The sequence below is a fragment of the Myxococcus sp. RHSTA-1-4 genome, assembly GCF_020037125.1.
Classification (GTDB): Bacteria; Myxococcota; Myxococcia; order Myxococcales; family Myxococcaceae; genus Myxococcus.
Genome location: NZ_JAIQDG010000016.1, coordinates 148,424 through 164,421, shown reverse-complemented (window position 1 = coordinate 164,421; position 15,998 = coordinate 148,424). Strand labels below are relative to the sequence as shown.

Annotated in this window: 16 protein-coding genes; 2 read left to right on the top strand and 14 right to left on the bottom strand. The window is 71.5% G+C overall.

The window, feature by feature from the left end:
• Positions 1–20: 20 nt before the first annotated feature.
• Positions 21–668 carry a peptidoglycan-binding protein gene (locus K8638_RS22340; RefSeq protein ID WP_223756607.1) on the bottom strand — a complete coding sequence of 216 codons (648 nt, stop codon included), beginning with the start codon at positions 666–668 and terminating at the stop codon, positions 21–23.
• A 363-nt stretch (positions 669–1,031) separates the two neighbouring features.
• Here K8638_RS22340 and K8638_RS22335 point away from each other — a divergent pair, with 363 nt between their 5' ends.
• Positions 1,032–1,691: an SCO family protein gene (locus K8638_RS22335; protein ID WP_223756606.1), complete on the top strand. Its 660-nt coding sequence runs from the start codon at positions 1,032–1,034 to the stop codon at positions 1,689–1,691.
• Positions 1,692–2,532: 841 nt separating this feature from the next.
• On the opposite strand, the gene K8638_RS22330 is transcribed toward K8638_RS22335, so the two are convergent.
• The 3 genes from K8638_RS22330 to K8638_RS22320 form a co-directional block, all read right to left on the bottom strand.
• Positions 2,533–2,973: a hypothetical protein gene (locus K8638_RS22330; RefSeq protein ID WP_223756605.1), complete on the bottom strand. Its 441-nt coding sequence runs from the start codon at positions 2,971–2,973 to the stop codon at positions 2,533–2,535.
• A gap of 147 nt (positions 2,974–3,120) precedes the next feature.
• Positions 3,121–3,585 (bottom strand): hypothetical protein, encoded by a 465-nt coding sequence (locus K8638_RS22325; protein ID WP_223756604.1) that lies wholly within the window; start codon positions 3,583–3,585, stop codon positions 3,121–3,123.
• Between the two features lie 60 nt (positions 3,586–3,645).
• Positions 3,646–4,188 (bottom strand): O-acetyl-ADP-ribose deacetylase, encoded by a 543-nt coding sequence (locus tag K8638_RS22320; protein WP_223756603.1) that lies wholly within the window; start codon positions 4,186–4,188, stop codon positions 3,646–3,648.
• 152 nt (positions 4,189–4,340) lie between these two features.
• Between K8638_RS22320 and K8638_RS22315 the strand changes: the two genes are divergently transcribed.
• The gene (locus K8638_RS22315; RefSeq protein ID WP_223756602.1) at positions 4,341–4,754 is read left to right on the top strand and encodes a hypothetical protein; all 414 of its coding nucleotides are present in this window, start codon (positions 4,341–4,343) and stop codon (positions 4,752–4,754) included.
• A gap of 8 nt (positions 4,755–4,762) precedes the next feature.
• Here the strand turns inward: K8638_RS22315 and K8638_RS22310 are convergent, their stop codons facing one another.
• The 10 genes from K8638_RS22310 to K8638_RS22265 form a co-directional block, all read right to left on the bottom strand.
• Positions 4,763–5,350 (bottom strand): Fis family transcriptional regulator, encoded by a 588-nt coding sequence (locus K8638_RS22310; protein WP_223756601.1) that lies wholly within the window; start codon positions 5,348–5,350, stop codon positions 4,763–4,765.
• A gap of 170 nt (positions 5,351–5,520) precedes the next feature.
• Positions 5,521–6,882: a universal stress protein gene (locus K8638_RS22305; protein WP_223756600.1), complete on the bottom strand. Its 1,362-nt coding sequence runs from the start codon at positions 6,880–6,882 to the stop codon at positions 5,521–5,523.
• A 158-nt stretch (positions 6,883–7,040) separates the two neighbouring features.
• Complete coding sequence (locus tag K8638_RS22300; protein ID WP_223756599.1) at positions 7,041–7,454, bottom strand: type II secretion system protein GspG; 414 nt, start codon at positions 7,452–7,454, stop codon at positions 7,041–7,043.
• A gap of 10 nt (positions 7,455–7,464) precedes the next feature.
• Positions 7,465–8,925 carry an adenylate/guanylate cyclase domain-containing protein gene (locus K8638_RS22295; protein ID WP_223756598.1) on the bottom strand — a complete coding sequence of 487 codons (1,461 nt, stop codon included), beginning with the start codon at positions 8,923–8,925 and terminating at the stop codon, positions 7,465–7,467.
• A 28-nt stretch (positions 8,926–8,953) separates the two neighbouring features.
• Positions 8,954–9,988: an OmpA family protein gene (locus K8638_RS22290; protein WP_223756597.1), complete on the bottom strand. Its 1,035-nt coding sequence runs from the start codon at positions 9,986–9,988 to the stop codon at positions 8,954–8,956.
• A 56-nt stretch (positions 9,989–10,044) separates the two neighbouring features.
• Positions 10,045–10,761, bottom strand: coding sequence for a double-CXXCG motif protein (locus tag K8638_RS22285; protein ID WP_223756596.1), 717 nt, complete (start codon positions 10,759–10,761; stop codon positions 10,045–10,047).
• A 22-nt stretch (positions 10,762–10,783) separates the two neighbouring features.
• The gene (locus tag K8638_RS22280) at positions 10,784–11,488 is read right to left on the bottom strand and encodes a TIGR02269 family lipoprotein (protein ID WP_223756595.1); all 705 of its coding nucleotides are present in this window, start codon (positions 11,486–11,488) and stop codon (positions 10,784–10,786) included.
• A 72-nt stretch (positions 11,489–11,560) separates the two neighbouring features.
• A complete protein-coding gene (locus K8638_RS22275) occupies positions 11,561–12,424 on the bottom strand; it encodes a hypothetical protein (protein ID WP_223756594.1) in 864 nt (287 codons plus the stop codon).
• 2 nt (positions 12,425–12,426) lie between these two features.
• Positions 12,427–15,084: a TonB-dependent receptor domain-containing protein gene (locus K8638_RS22270; protein ID WP_370644078.1), complete on the bottom strand. Its 2,658-nt coding sequence runs from the start codon at positions 15,082–15,084 to the stop codon at positions 12,427–12,429.
• A 125-nt stretch (positions 15,085–15,209) separates the two neighbouring features.
• A complete protein-coding gene (locus tag K8638_RS22265; RefSeq protein ID WP_223756593.1) occupies positions 15,210–15,926 on the bottom strand; it encodes a TetR/AcrR family transcriptional regulator in 717 nt (238 codons plus the stop codon).
• Between the last annotated feature and the right edge of the window lie 72 nt (positions 15,927–15,998).

Genomic DNA, 15,998 nt, shown 5'->3' with positions numbered 1-15,998 from the left:
TGCCTCTCGAACGGACGGGTTCAGCTCCCGTGCAGCTCCTCGAGTTTCCGGAGGGTCTCCGCGTCCAGGCGGCCGGTGACCTCCAGGCCGCTCTGGTGCTGGAAGGCGCGGATGGCGCTGCGCAGCTCCAGCGTCATCCTCCCCGTGGGCTCCAGCACATAGCCCAGGTTGATGAGCCGGGCCTCGGCACCGGAGACGCCGTCGTCCGGGGTGTCCTTCATGGGGCGCAGCGTCCCCAGCTCCAGCTCCCAGCACTGGCCCTCGCACTCCAGCTCCACCTGGCTCACGCTGAAGGGGACCATCTCCTCCAGGCAGCCCGCGTCATCCGTGTTCCCCTCGATGACCTCCTGCTCGAAGGTGAGCAGGTAGGACCTGCCGGAGAGCGGCGCCCCTTCCGCGTCCGTCAGCGCGAAGCGCAGGTATCGGCCCGGCGCCTTGACGGTGAACGTGTGGCTCCTGCCGGTGACGAGGTTCGGCTTCTGCTTCGGAGTGCCCTTGTCCGGGATGACGACGGTGTCCCCCGGGTAGAGCACATTCGGATTCGGGCGCTTCTGACGCAGCTCCGCGTTGTCCGGGTGCTCGTAGAGCCGCTTGAAGTCCGCGAAGCCATGGCGCCGCGCGATGAGCAGGAAGCACTCGCCCTGCTTCACGACGTGAGTGGTTGGCATCTCTTCCCCCTCCGGTGACATCCCCGGGCAGCTCCCCCGCTGCTCCAACGAATGCTAGCTCACGAGGGTGACCAGCAGGGAACGGGCCGTCTCGCCCCCCGGAAAGCGGGCTTCGGCATTTCTTCCCAGGCCCTGCCGCCGCACGGAGCACCGGGGCCCAAGAGCGGGCAGGAACCCACGCGCACGTCCGCCAGGCGCACCGGCCATGCGGAAGACCCGCGGGTCCAGTCCATGACCAGCTCCTCCCGGCCCGCCTGCCCTCAAAGCGGTCATGCGCCGCCTACATCTCTGGAGTAGCCAGGATGTCGCGGGAGAGCGGGCCGTGCTTGTGCCGCCCCCCGCCTTCCGTTACCTCGGGGCCCCATGACCGCCGAATCCACGCTCCCGGCCCGCCCGGCCCGTCTCACCCAGCGCCCCGGCTTCTGGGGCGGCCTCGCCGTGTTCATGCTCGGCATCGCGATCGCCTCCGGCGCCACCCTGCTGCGCGGCCGGAGCGAGCCGCTGCCCCAGCTCGGCGCCCTCCCGGAGTTCTCCTTCACGCGCCACGACGGCCAGCCCTTCGGCAGCGCGCAGCTCCGGGGGCGGCCCTACATCGCCAACTTCATCTTCACGCGCTGCCCCACCATCTGTCCCGCCTTCACGCGGAAGATGGCCGGCGTGCAGGAGCGCACCGCGCACTTCGGAACCGGGCTCCAGCTCGTCTCCTTCTCCGTGGACCCGAAGTACGACACGCCCGAGCGCCTCACCGAGTACGGCCAGCGCCACGGCGCCGACTTCGCCCGGTGGAGCTTCCTCACCGGCGACTACGAGCAGCTCAAGGACACCATCGTCCACGGATTCAAGATCAGCATGGGCCGCGAGGCCGGCGCCCCCGAGGATGACCTGCTCTCCATCTTCCACGGCACCCACTTCGTCCTCGTGGACCGGAACGGTCAGATTCGCGGCTACTACGACAGCGCGGACAGCGATTCCACCGATCGGCTCATCCGCGACACCGAGCGACTGGCTCGCGAGGAGCGCTGAGCGAAGCGGGGGCGGACTCGCGGACCCAGGCGTCCCGGCCAGCACCAGCGGAGCCTCCGTCTCACCGCGCACGGCTCCCCGGACGCACTCCCGGACCTGGGCGTCCGTCCCGCCAGCACCGGCGGCGTCCCACCGCCACACCGCGCCCCCGGGCATGGCAGGGGAGAGACGGGCGGCCTCGATCGCGCCCCGCTCAGCACCGGCGGCGCCCACCACCGCCTTGCCCCGCACACGCTCACGGAGTGCCGGAAGGGGCGAGGGGCGGCCTCGGTCGCGCCCGCTCAGCACCAGCGGCGCCCACCACCGCCTCACCACGCACTCGGCCCCCGGAACGCCGGGAGATTCGGGCGCTCCCGAGCGTGCCGCGACGTGCGAGAAGGCGTCCTCCCTCTCCGGGGTGTACCGCGCGCGCCACCCGGAACGCCGGGCGCCCCGAGTGAGTGCCGCGACGCGAACGGCGGCTGTCCTCTCCGGGGCTCACCACGCACGCATCCGCCGGGACGCCAGGCGCCCCGAGCGAGTGCCACGACGCGGACGGCGGCTGTCCTCTCCGGGGCTCACCACGCACGCATCCGCCGGGACGCCGGGCGCCCCGAGCGAGTGCGGCGACGCGGACGGCGACTGTCCGCTCCGGGCTCACCACGCACGCATCCGCCGGACCACCGGGCGCCCTCGAGCCCGTGCCGTGACGCGCGCGTACGGCGCCCGCCCTCCCGGGGACGACCGGGGCCGCCAGCCGCCGCGAGCCTCCGTGCCCCGCAACGCCGGAGGGCCGGCCCCGCACCTTCGCGGGAGACCGGCCCTCGGGCTTGCTGCTCTGTCGCGCCAGGGGCGCGAGCGCTCACTCCACGAAGCGGGCGTGGTTCTGCGCGATGATGTTCTGGAAGTTCTGGAGGCCGATCGGGTTGTTCGTGAACGCACCGACCTTGTCCGCCGCCGACTTCACGGACTGGGCAATCTTGGTGATGTCCTCCAGCTTGGGGGCCAGCTTCGCCAGGAAGCCGAGGCCGCCCAGGGGGCCGGAGCCCAGCAGGGACGACGCGCCCTGCTTGATGAGGTTCTCGGCGATGGGGCCCAGGAACTTGCCCACGAACGGGAGCTTGCCGACCTTCTCACCCACGAACTTCGCGATGGGGTCCGTCAGCGCGCTGATCGGCTTCTGCAGGAACTCCATCGCCTTGCCAGCGATGTTCGCGATGCCGCCAGCGACCTTGCTGACCGTGCTCGCGACCTTGCCAATCGTCTGGGTGACCTTGCTGAAAGCCTTGGCTACGCCGCCCATGGTAGTGCTCCTTCGATATCTGGAAGTTTGAGGAAGTTTTGTGCCGGAGATGAAGCTCAAAGGGATTCTCGGAAACCCGGCGGAATTGTTTCGTGCTGATTTATCAGCCGGAATTTTTTTCCCCGGCACATCCCCTCGGGCACCGAGTTACGCGCGGTTACCGCCGCCGCCGCCGCCCCGCTTGAGCTGATCCTGCAGGGCCTTCTGCGCGGCGGGGTCCTGCGGACCGGTGGGGGCCTGCCCCTGGGGCGCCGTCAGGGAGGGCTTGCCGGCGCTACCCGCGCCCCCCTGGGTGAATTTTGACGCCTCGAAGTCGGGAGGCGACCCGGGCAGCTCGCCCTTCATCCCTTTGATGAGGATGTTGGCGGCCTCCTCGGCGGACATGGGGGTGAAGCCGTTCTTGCGCAGCTCCTCGTCGGAGACGACGGCGACCTCGGCCTCCTTGTCCTTGTCCTGCGCGTACTTGAGGACCAGCTCCACGTAGTCCTCGAGCTCCATGCTCACGGCCTGGGCAATCTTCTTGGTCTCCGGGTCCTTGAGCAGCTCCGCGCGAACCACTTCGATGGGCCGCTTGAGACCCCGCTTCGGCTTGGCGGCGTTTTCCTGCGTCATGTCTCGCTCCGGGAAAGGGAGGAAAGGGCTATGAGCCGACTCTAGCTCAGATTTCCCGGCTCACACATTCCCCCCCTGGTCCGGGCCGGAAACCCGGGCCAGCGCGCGCTGATACATCTCCAGGTCCCCCGGAGAGAAGAGAACCACCGTCACCTTCTCGAGCTGGGGCAGCCGCGCCAGCGCCGCCTGGATTTCACGCAGGGCGATGGGCGCGGCCCGGTCGATGGGGAAGCCATACGCGCCGGTGGAGATGGAGGGGAAGGCCACCGAGCGCAGCCCGTTCGCTTCCACCAGGGCGAAGGCACTCTTGTAGCAGCGCGCCAGCACCGCCTCCTCGGCCTGATTCCCGCCCCGCCACACCGGGCCCACGGTGTGGATGACGTAGCGCGCGGGGAGCCGGTAGCCCTTCGTCAGCCTCGCCTGGCCCGGGGGACAGCCGCCCTGGGCGTGCAGGGTGCGGCACTCGGCCAGCAGTTCCGGGCCGGCGGCGCGGTGGATGGCGCCGTCCACGCCCCCGCCTCCCAGCAGCGAGCTGTTGGCGGCATTGACGATGGCGTCCGCGGCAACCTTCGTGATGTCTCCCTGGACCAGCTCCAGCTTCACGATTCCTCCTCGCGTGGATGCGGCGCTCCCTCGGACGGCACGCTGGCGCACCGGCTGACGGATGGCACCGGGCCCGCGGTGCCGCTTCACCCCGGTGGCCGGGTGACTACCTTTGACGGCAACCGCAGCACCCCCGGGAAGCGAGGAGCGACATGGACAGGTCCAAGCGTGGGCTGGTGGACACGGTGAAGCGAGTGGCCTTCCGGGCCGGCACCCGCGGCGCGCGGGCCCTGGTGGAGGGCGCGGTGTTGACCGCCCGCACCGTGGATGCCCTCCAGGCCCGGCTCTGCGGGACGCACGCCGCCCAGCACGCCACGGCGGCCCGGGGAGGCTCCGCCCCCTCCACCACGGAGCTGCGTCGCGCGGCCGTCCCCCCTCGCGGCGTCATCGAGAGCGGCCGGCCGATGAAGCCCGCCACCACGCGCCGCAAGTCACCGGCCCGCACCGCCTCCGCCGTGGAGACGACGGGCCGCAAGAGCCTCCCCTCTCGGGCCCCCGCCGCGAAGCGGGGCACCCCGAGGACACCCCCGGTCAAGGTGAAGCGCGGCCAGAAGCACCGCCACTGAGCCCGGCTTCAGCGCGCCACGTTCCTCGACGCCGCCGCCTTGCGCGAGATGGAGGCGACCGTCTTCCGCTTCGGGGCGATGCGCGTCACCGTCCCGGGCTTGCGCGAGTCGAGCGCCGCGCGCGCCTTCTCCTCGGCCGCCTTCGCCGCCGCGACCTTCGCCGCGAGCTGCTCGGCCTGCACGGCCCAGCGCCGCTTCAGCAGCTCGCGCAGGCCGTCCTGCTGGAGGTCCACCTGCGCCTGGTGCAGGCGGTAGTGCAGGTCCTCGCGCAGCGTGCCGCGCGCCAGCGCCGCATCCGCCGCGCCGGACAGCCCCACCACCACCTTGGGCCGCTCCTCCTGCATCTGCAGGCAGCGCAGGATGGCGAACTGCGCCTCGCGCCCCAGCTTCGCCACGTCGGGGATGAACACCACCCCGTTGGGCTGCCGGAGCGCTCCGGGCAGGTCCGCCGCCTGCTTCACCTCCACCAGCTCCACGTCGAAGTTGCGGGCCGCCTCCTGGGCCCAGGAGCGGCGCTCATCCTCCGTACCGCCATGGATGAGCAGCGACGAACGGTTGCAGACGAGCTCTTCTTCACGATAACCGCGCGGTGTCACCGGATGACCCCCTGCTGTCTGGAAAATCGTGCTTGCAGGGGAGTCTAACGCCCCAGGGGGTCCTGCGTTCAACGGGCGAGGCGTCCCTTCGGGTCGGTCGGCTCGCGCCGCACCTGAAAGCCCTTTCATGTGGACACGGGTGCGCCACCCTCCAGGCAGGGCCCCCGCGCTCAGGTCGCGGGCACCACCATGACGGGCCGGCGGCAGCGCGCCACCAAATCACGGGCCACCGTGCCCTTGAGGGCGTCCGGCTCCCGTGAGGGCTCCGGCGGGAGGCCCATGCACACCAGGTCCACCCCCTCGCGCTCGGTGGCCTGGCAGATGGCCAGCGTCACGTCGTCTCCGGAGACGCCCTCCACGCTCCAGCGCACCGCCTGCGCGCCCTCGTCGTGCGGCACCAGCCCCCAGAGCCGCTGGAGCACGCCGTCTCTCGCACGCGCGGGCTCGGGCAGCACGCCGTAGTGGTCCTGGAAGCCCACATCGCTCACCTTGCGACGGTGGACATGGAGCAGGTGCACGCGGCCGCCGGGCCCCACCAGCGAGCGCGCCTGGGAGATGGCCCGCGCGCTGGCCTCGGAGAAGTCCACCGGCACCAGCACGCTGCGAGGGGGCGTGGCCGGGCGCGGCTCGCGCAGCGAGGGCGGCACGCACACCACGGATTGCTCCGCGTGCCGTAACACGCCCGCGGACACCGAGCCGTGCCACAGCCGCCCCAGCCCGCCGCGCGCGTGCGTGCCCACCACCAGCAGGTCCACCCGGCGCGCGTGCGCCACGTGCAGCAGGTGGTCCGAGGGCCGTCCGAAGCCCGGCTCCAGCACCACCTCCACGCCGCCCTCGCCCATCAAGTCACCAACATGCTCGCGCACCTCGCGATGCAGCACCCGCTCCACCGCCGGGTCCAGCACCTCCATGCCCCGCACCGACGAGTCCAGCACCTCCACGTGCACGGGGGTGTGGATGCCCAGCCGCTCCCGCTCCTCCAGCGGCGAGCACACGTAGGTGGCCAGCACGTCGCACGGGCCCACCCGGCGCAGCTCGCGCAGGAACGTCACCGCGGCATCGGTGGTGACCGAGCGCGGGTCCACGCCCACCATCACCAGCAACCGCCGCCGGCCGCGCACCCAGTCCACCAGCGCCGTCTCGCGCCGCACCGCCAGCACCGGGGCGCAGCCGTGCCGCGCCAGCCGCTCGGGCATGGAGGCCCGCCGCCACGCCGAGGTGCGCCAGCTCCCCGACGCCACCACCACCCACCGCGCGTGCTGGCACTCGTCCTCGCTGAGCACCTCGTCCGCCGAGGCGGCGGGGCGCGGGAGCGGCCGCACCACTCCCGCGACGGGCCTCAGCCGCTCGCTCTCCCCTTCCAGGTACCGGGGGAAGGCAGACGGCGGGACGCCCGCCTCGCCGGCGAGGGGCTCACCTTCCACGACGCCCAGCAGGAGCAGGGGCTCGCCCAGCTTCCCGGCCAGGGTCGCCGCCACGTTCGCCGCCTCCTGGGACTCGGGGGAGAGGTTCGTTGCGCAGACGATGGCCATGGCCGCCCTCCTTCGACGGGTGGACGCGTCACCCGTGAGAGAACAGATGGACATCGCACCGCCAGGCGGCGGGCCCCTCCTTCACGCTGGCCTGCTCCAGGGCCCGCCATCCGGCACGGACTGGCTCGCTCCCTCGCTCGCCGGCCCGGGGGCGGCCGTCACTTCACCGGCGCCGCTGCGTGGCCGTCGGTGTTGGTGTGGTCCTGCTCCTCGCCGCTGCCGCCCCGGTCGTCGCTCTTGCCGAGGGTGGCCAGGAAGAAGCGCTCGCCGTTGCTGGTGTAGCGGTACGGCCGCCCCCACGGGTCCACCGGCAGGGACGGCAGGTACTTCGGCACCAGCAGCTCCCGCAGGTCCGCCTCTTCCGGGAGCGTGTTCCCGTCCGCGCGGTAGCGCTCCAGCGCGTCCTGCAACACCGCGAAGTCCTGGTGGATGCGCTCGGTGTGCACGGCCTTCGAGCGCGTGAAGGCCGCCACGAGCACCGCCACGATGAGAGCCAGCGCGAAGACCAGCCCCACCCAGAGGATGGGGGAGCGGCGGGAGGGCGGAGGCAGGGTGTCGGCGGTGGAGCTCATGGGCCCGGCCTTATAACGCGCGGTACAGCGGAACGGGCTGCTGCTTTCCCTTCAGCCGCACCGGGGGCAGGTCCTCGAAGGCCGTCTCGTTGGCGTTCACCAGCTCGCGGGTGCGCTCGCCTACCAGGATTTCGCCCGGCCCGGCCAGCGCGCACAGCCGCGCGGCCACGTTCACCGCGTCGCCGATGCAGGTGTACTCGGCGCGCACGGTGCTGCCGATGTTGCCGGCCACCACCACGCCCGAGTTGATGCCGACGCCCAGCTCCAGCACCAGCGGCCGGCCCTCGCGCCCGTTGGCGGCCCACTCCGCCTCGGCCTCGATGCGCAGGTCCGCCATGGCGTCCATCATCATCTTCGCGCACTGGAGCGCGCGCAGCGCGTCGTCCGTGCGGGCCACCGGCGCGCCGAACACCGCCATCAGCCCGTCGCCCAGGAACTTGTCGAGCGTGCCGCCGCAGGTCAGCACCGCGTCCGACAGCCGCCCGAGCACCTGGTTGAGCACACCCACCACCTGCTCCGGCGGCAGGCTGTCCGCGAGCCCGGTGAAGTTGCGGATGTCGGCGAAGAGCAGCGTCACCTCGCGCTTCTCGCCGGTGAGCACCACCGCGTCCGCGCTCTTGAGGATTTCGTCCACCACCGCGTCGGAGGTGTAGCGCGCGAACAGCTTGCGCATGCGCTCCGTCTCGTCGGTGCGCCGCACCACGCTCTCGATGCGCGCCGCCAGCTCGTCCATGGACGCGGACTTGTTGACGTAGTCGTCCGCGCCGGCGCGCAGGCCGCGCACGCGCTCGGCCTCGCGGTCATTGGCGGTGAGGATGATGACGGGCACGCCGCGGCTGGGGCCCTCCTTCAGCCGGCGGCACAGCTCCACGCCGTCCAGGCCGGGCATCTCCAAATCACTGAGGACGATGGCCGGCTGCAGGCGGCCCATGCCCTCCAGCGCCTCGAACGGGTCCTGGAAGCAGAGGACCTCGTAGCCCAGCGCCACCAGGCCCTCCTGCACGAAGGCGCAGGCCAGGGGGCTGTCGTCCACCACCACCACGCGGCGGCGGCCGTCAACGAAGGGACGCGGAGCCTCCTGGCGCCCGGCGATGCGGTTCTGCAGGCTGAGGCCTTCGTAGATCTGCTTGTAGGTGCAGTGGCCGAGCTCCACGAGGATTTCGCCCAGCTTGCGGCCGTCGCGGCGCTGGCGGGCGAGCGCCTCCTCGAGCTGCGCGAGCGTCACGTACTTGAGCCCCACCAGCAGCTCGCCCAGCGCGGGCTGCAAGGGGCTCTTGTCCTGGTGAAGCCCGAGCGCCTCGCCCAGCGCGTCCTGAATCTGCTCCCGCGTGACGTAGCCCAGGGAGATGAGGGCCTCGCCCACCCGCTGACCGGTGAGGGCCTGGAGGGCAAGGGCCTCCTGCACCTGGCTGGGCGTGACGATGCCCAGCTTGAGCAGCAGGTCACCGAACAGGGGGCTCGAAGCACTCATGGAGGTGGATCATACATGACATGGGCGGTCAGCGGCCCGGCATCCTCGGCCCGGCCCGGGGCGCCCTGCCGGGGGGAGGAGGAAGGAGCAGTTCCACGCGCCGGTTGGCCTCGCGTCCGAGGGAGGTCTCATTGGAGGCGATGGGGCGCTCCGGCCCGTACCCCCGGGCATCCAGCCGGTCCGCGGGGACGCCCTGGCCCACGAGGTACTCACGCACCGCCTCCGCCCGGGCCTGGGACAGCGCGCGGTTGGCGTCCGCGTCGCCGCGGTTGTCGGTGTGGCTCTCGATGAGGACCGGGGTCAGCTCCGGGTGGACCAGGAGCACCCGGGCCACGTTGTCCAGCAGCGGGAGCGAGCGCGCCTGGAGGGTGGCCGCTCCGGGCTCGAACACGAGGCGCTCGCGGAGCTCCAGCCGGTCCGGACGGATGATGACGAGCTGCGGCTGCCGGGGCGGGCACCCCTGGTTGTCCCGCGGGCCCGGTTCGCGGGGACAGTTGTCCCGGTGGTCCGCGACGGAGTCCCCATCCCTGTCGCGCTCGGGGCAGCCGCGCAGGGAGGGAAAGCCCTCCTCGCGGGGGCAGGCGTCGTCCGCGTCGGGGACGCCGTCATGGTCCTCGTCCTGCTCGGGGCAGCCGTCACGGGAGGCCGGGCCGGCGTCCTCGGGACACTTGTCCGCCGCGCCCTCCAGGCCGTCCCGGTCCAGGTCCTGCACGGGGCAGCCCTGCCGCTCCGGGACGCCGGCCACGCGGGGGCAGGCATCCCTCGCGTCCTCCACGCCGTCCTCATCCACGTCGCGCATGGGGCAGCCCTCGCGGGACGCGGGGCCGGCGTGGCGCGGGCACTTGTCGGCGGAGTCGTCCACGCCGTCACCGTCGGTGTCCTTCGGAGGGCAGCCGCGCGTCCTCGCGGTGCCGCGCGTGCCTGGGCAGGCGTCGTCGGCGTTGAGCACGCCGTCACCGTCATCATCGAGCGTGGGCCGGTCCTCGGGGGCGTGGCGGCACGCGGGCGCGAGCGCCCCCAGCACGGTGGCGAGGAGGGCGAAGCGAAGGAGGGCGTGCGTCATGACGGAGGCAACAGAGCGCAGGGGACACGACGTGTCCAGGAGGTGGGTGGTGGAGGTCAGCGGACCGCCACCTCGCGGAAGGTGACTCCGTCCAGCTGCAGCCGCTTCACGGCGTCCACGAAGCGCTCGGTGGCGATGATGACCGCGGACCAATCGGCCAACCGGAACAGGTCGAGTTCCGTGGGCAGTGTCGTGGCGTCGAGGATGTACGGGCGCGGGAGGCTGTGGTTCTTCGCGCCGCACCGCTTACACGTCCTTGCGTCCTCGGGCAGGCAGTCCGGGTGGAACTCACCGCGAAGCTCCAGGTGCGGCTCCAGCAGCTCGGGTGGGTTCTTTCCCCGGAAGCGGACTTCCAGGGGGCAGCCATGGAGCCCGCGGATGCCCGCCTCCTGCAACCGCTCCAGGGCCTCCCTGCGCATGTGAACGAAGCTGGGGTCATGCATGAAGAGCTGCCCGAAGGTGCCCGAGGCCTTTCCGACCATCGGCCCCAGCGCCATTCCTGGCATCAGCACTGCTCCGGGAGGAAGCAATGGGCGGAGCTGCTCGCTCAGGCGGAGGTACTCGTCGAGAGGCTGGGGCGGCCGGTATGCGTACTCGTGTACGTTCGGCAGTGCCGTCAGGTCCACACAGGGATGGCGCAGCGTCTCATTGCCAAAGACTCCGGGTCCACAACCCGGGCAGTCGAGCACCGCTGGCAGATACCACTTGTAGATACCGCTCAGGCGGCCCGTGTAGGACACCGACCAGTCGGCTTTCAGCTCGTAGAATTTCAAGCGCCACCCACGAGGCAATGCATCATCGGAAGTGCCGGTAATAGGGCACGACGGGTCCGGTCAACTCGAAGCGGTAGATGAGGGCTCCGGCGTGGCGGAAGATCTCCTCGCGCGGCACGTTCCTCAGCTGATTGGACCGGATGAACTCTCTCCACGCCTCATTCCACAAGCCCCCGGAAGGCCCTCCGCCGTGGATGCGTCGATGGACGTATTCCGGGATGAGCAGGGTGTACTCGTGAATGTTGATGCCACGTCCCTTGAACCACTGGGCCAGTTCCTCCGCCTGGGGGAAGATGTGATGCTTCTGCAGGCGCGGCGCCGGCAGCAACGCGAAGGGCACGCGTGGCGGAGGCGGGCGCGGTTGCGACGCCGCGTACCACTGAAACGTCATCACCGGCTCGGCGCCTCGGCGCACCGCGGGGGACCACCGCCACACGCGCCCCGGCCGGACCGGCCCCATTGGCAGCCCCGGCCGCATGAGCAGCACCGGCTCCACCTCCAGCCCGGAGCGCTGGGGTGCCTCCTCCGGAACCTCCACGTCCTCGCACCGGAAGAAGCCGCACAGGCGCTCCTCGCACGCCAGCACGACGCACGAATCCTCGCCCGGCGCCTCACACCCCTCCGCGGGCGCTGCTTCCTCCCAGGCCCTCAGCGCGGGATGCGACGTGGAACACGCGGTCAACAGCCACGCGGCAATCAGCAGGGCCAGTCCAGGGACTCGTCTCATGGGCCCTGGGCTCTCCCTGATGCACCGTGGGCAACGAAGTGAAAAGCCGGCCCCGGACACGCCGAACCTTCTTCAGCGCACCTCGATGGTGCGAGTCAGCCAATCAGTGCCGCCGCGCTCGTCCCGCGCGACCACGTAGAACGTGACCTGCTGGGGCTCGGAGGGCGTGGTGTACTCGGTGCCGGACTCACCGGACTCCCCCTCCACGGGCTGCACCGAGCGGAAGAACTCCACCTCGCCCGAACCCGTGGCATGCCAGGCGAACGTGACACGCTCCGTCACCTCGCCCTGCGCTCCCACGTACGTCTCCTGGCTCCCCTCGGCCAGCACCGGCGTGAGCGCCACCTCCGTGCCCGCGGGCAGCGGCCCCGCGAGGGACTCGCCCTGGTGCAACACATCAGCCAGCCGGGGATTCTGGTTCGGCGTGTCGGTGAGCCGCGCCGTCATGCGGCGCAGGCCTCGCTCTCCGCCCTCGGGCGTGCCGCTGCCGTCGCTCACCTCGTAGCCTACGTAGAAGGACACGCCGGCCTCCAGGCGCGCACGTACCGCCGGGTCGCCCGTGTCGCCGCCCACCACCTGCTCCAGCAGCGCCCGCACCGAGGGGTCCTCCGGCGAGAGCTGTCCCTCCGGTAGCTCCACACCGTCCTTCCCAGGGCACTGGAAGTCCGCCGCGTACACGTTGCCCGGCCGGCACAAGGCGTACGTCACCGTGAGCGGCCGTGCATCCGGCGCCACCGCGAGCGCCTCCAGCCGCACCGCCAGCGGCGCCCCTCCCTCGGGCGGAATCACCAGCTCCGCCGGCGTGCCGCGCACGGCCAGCACGCGCACGCGCGTCACCTGACTCTGCTTCTCCAGTTCGTTGCCACACCCGGAGACCATCAGCCCCACCGCCAGCACGGCGGCGCGAGCCCTCGCGAACCCCTGGAGCATGCCCATGGCTAGAAGCTCCCCTTGACGCCCAGCACGGGCAGGATGGGCAGCCCGCGGAAGTACTCCCGCTGGCTGTAGTTGTAGCTGTAGGTGACTCCCTCGAAGGCCGCGCGGTTGTACGCATTGGTCAGGTCGAGGAAGAGATTCAGGCTCCAACGCTCGTAGACCCACGTCTTGTCCACGCGCACGTCGAGCTGGTGGAAGGCCGGCAGCCGCTCGCTGTTCACCGCGCCATAGAACGGCACGTAGATGTCGGCCAGGTCGTCACGCACCGAGCCCACCACCGGCGTGGTGGGGTTGCCCGACGCGTACCGGAAGCGCGCGCCCAGCTCCCAGCCGCCCGGCAGCTTGTAGGAGCCCACCAGCGTCAGCACGTGCGTCTGGTCGTTGTCGAACAGGCGCGACGCCGCCCCGGGCCGGTCCACGCGCTCCGAGCGGCTCACCGTGTACGCCAGCCACCCGAAGAGCCGGTCCGTCAGCGCGCGGCGCACCAGCAGCTCCGCGCCGTACACCGTGCCACGCCCGTCATTCGCGAGCCGCTCCGGCACGAGCTGCCCGCCCCGCTCCACCGTGCGGCTGGAGGTGACCACCAGCCGGCTGAGCCGGTTGTAGAAGCCCTCCGCCGACACGAACCACTCCGGTGACGGCTTCCACTCCGCGCCCAGGCTCGACTGCAGGCTACGCTCGGCGAGCAGCTCCGGGTTGCCCACCTCGAGGATGGGCTCTCCCTGCGTGGGGAACACGTGGTACAGGCCCGTGCCGCCCTTCAGCGTCCACTGCTCGTTGAGCGCGTAGCGCGCGGCGAGCCTCGGGCTGAACACCCGCCGTGGGTCCGCCTGGTCCGTGTAGACGTAGGACTCCGAGCGCAGGCCCGGCACCACCAGCAGCTCCGGCAGCGGCTTCAGCCGGGCCTCCACCCACGTGGCCGGGTAGTACTGCGTGGCGCGCTTGCTCTGGATGCGCGTGTACTCCCGCACCGCGTCGGGCAGCTCCGGCTGACCCTCGCGAGAAATCGTGGTGGAGGTCTCCGACGTCAGCTGCGCGCGCTGCGCGGAGATGTCCAGGCCACCGGCCAGTGTCACCGCGTCGGACAGCGGGTACTCGGCGGTGGTGCGCAGCGTCCCCTCGCGGTAGCGCAGGTCGATGCCCCCCACGCCGGGCGGGTTCACCAGGACGATGCCCCAGCCGTACATGCCAATCGTGTCCAGGCGCAGCTTCTCGCCCCGGTAGCGGTGGCGCAGCCTGAGCTGCGTGAAGCCCGTCCGCAGGCGGAAGTCACCGGACGCCGTCGGGTCGTCATCGGACGGGCGCTCGAAGACGAGCCCCAGCTGGTCATCCGAGGTGAGCGTGAGGAAGTCGAGCGTGTGCCGGGACGAGGCGCGCCACTCCACGCGGGCCTGGGCGTCGTAGTAGCGCGGCGCCACCCGGAAGCCGTCGGTGACCTCCTCCGGCGCCAGTCCCAGCACCCCGTCGATGTAGCTGCGCCGGCCCGCGACGGCGACGCTCACGTCCTTCGCCACCGGCGCCTCCAGCACCATGTTCGCCTCGATGAGGCTCACCGAGGCGGTACCGCCGAAGCGGTCCGTGCGCGGAGCGCGGCTCTTCACGTCGATGATGCCGCCAATCGCGTTGCCGTACGCGGCCGGGAAGTTGCCGGGCAGGTAGTCCAGCGACTCCAGCAGGTCGGAGTTGTAGACGCTGTTGAGCCCGCCGAAGTGATACAGCAGCGGGATTCGCACCCCGTCCAGGTAGACGCCCGACTGCTGCGGCCCCGTGCCGCGGATGACGATGTCCCCACCGTTGAAGGCAGGCCGCGCGATGCCGGGCAGGTTCTGCACCACCTTCAGCGTGTCACCCTGGGTGCCGGGCACGCGCTGCACCTCGGCCACCTGCAAGGTGGTGCGAGTCACCTCCTTGCGCTCACGCTCGCTGCGCACCACCGTCTCGAAGGGGCTGAAGATGCGCTTCTGGACGTAGTACGTGGCGCGCGTCTCCTCGCCCTCGGCCACCGTCTCCTTCGTCTCGAAGCGCTGGTAGCCGGCGAGCACCACCAGCACCTCATGGGTGCCCTCGGGCACGCCGCGCAGGGAGAAGCGCCCCTCCCCGTCCGTCGTCGCGGACAGCCCCAGCGAGGGCAGCGCCACCTCCGCGCCCACCAACGGCTTGCGAGTGCCCCGCTCCAGCGCGAGCCCGCTGAAGTTGACCGGCGCCTCCGGCACGCCGCCGTCCGCGCCCGGCGCCTCGGCCACCGGCTCCTCGCGCCAGACGAACTGGTACGCATAGGTGATGCGCACCGGCGCGGGGACACCGTCCACCTCCGCGGGCTCGAACTCGAACTGGCGGACCGCGGCGACAGCCGCCTCGTCGAAACCGTTGCCGGCGGGCTCCACCACCTGAACGTCCGTGACGGCGCCGGTGTCGGAGATGTCCACCTGGAGGACCACCGTGCCGGAGAGCTGTTGCCGGAGTGCCTCGGGCGGATAGGGCGCCTCCACCTGCCGCTTCAGCTCCGGGGCCCGGGTGAGCACGCCGGTGGCGGCCCCCGCGTCGGCCGGGCCCGCGTCCGGGGCCCCCTGCGCCAGCACCACCGCCGGTGCGAGCAGCAGCACCAGCAGGGCGAAACGGCGCCGGCCCCATTCTCCAACCCGGGTGATTGATTCTATCAAGGTGTGCCTCCAGGCCTTTTCAGCCCGTTTCGAGGCACAGGACGGCTGAGCGGAAATTCCGTTACCGGCCCGCCGAATCAGGGCCGGATATCTTCATCCATCCGGTTCCAGAAACCTCCCCGCCCCTACTTCCGAGGCACCTTCACCCCGCGCGCGCCCTTCTTCTTCACGGAGGGTGCCCTCCGGCGCCGGGTCCGGGAGCGAGGCACCGGGCGCCCACCGTCCACCGCGTAGGCCCTGAGGAACCGCTCGACGTGGTCGTCGAGGAACCTGTCGAGCGCGAGCGGCCGGCACCGCGAGCCCTCCAGCCCGTGCTGGTGGAGCAGGGCGAACATGAACGGCGTCACCAGCTCCAGCGCCGCATGGCGGAGGTCACAGGGGAGCAGCTCGCCCTTCGCCACATGGAGGGCGATGCGCGCCTCCGCGGACTGGAGCGTGGGGTCCAGCACCTCGTTGAGGTAGGACGCGCCCACCTTCGGGTCCACCAGCCCGGCCGTCAGCCCCAGGGTGTGCATGGGCCCCAGGCCGCGAGACCAGCCGCCCTGGAAGTACTCCAGGAACCAGCGCAGCGAGGCGCGCACGCCTCCCCGGTCGGCCGTGGCGCCCTCGGAGATGTAGCGCTCGCCCACCTCGCGCAGGGCGGTGAAGACGGCCTGGAGCAGCTCCTCGCGCGTCTTGAAGTAGTGCCGCAGCGTCGCGGGGTTGAGCCCGGCGCTGGCCGCCAGCTCCCGGAAGCTGGCCGTCGCGCCCCCCACGCTCAGCAGGCGCTGCTGGAGCAACCGCAGGATGGAGCGCCGGGTCTCCTCATGGTCGTGGTTGCGGCTCCCCTTCGGCCTCGGCATCGCCGCCGACTTAACGGCCCCATGCCCCGGGCCGCAAGTCCCGTTTCTTCACCGCGCGGGTGGAAATATGGA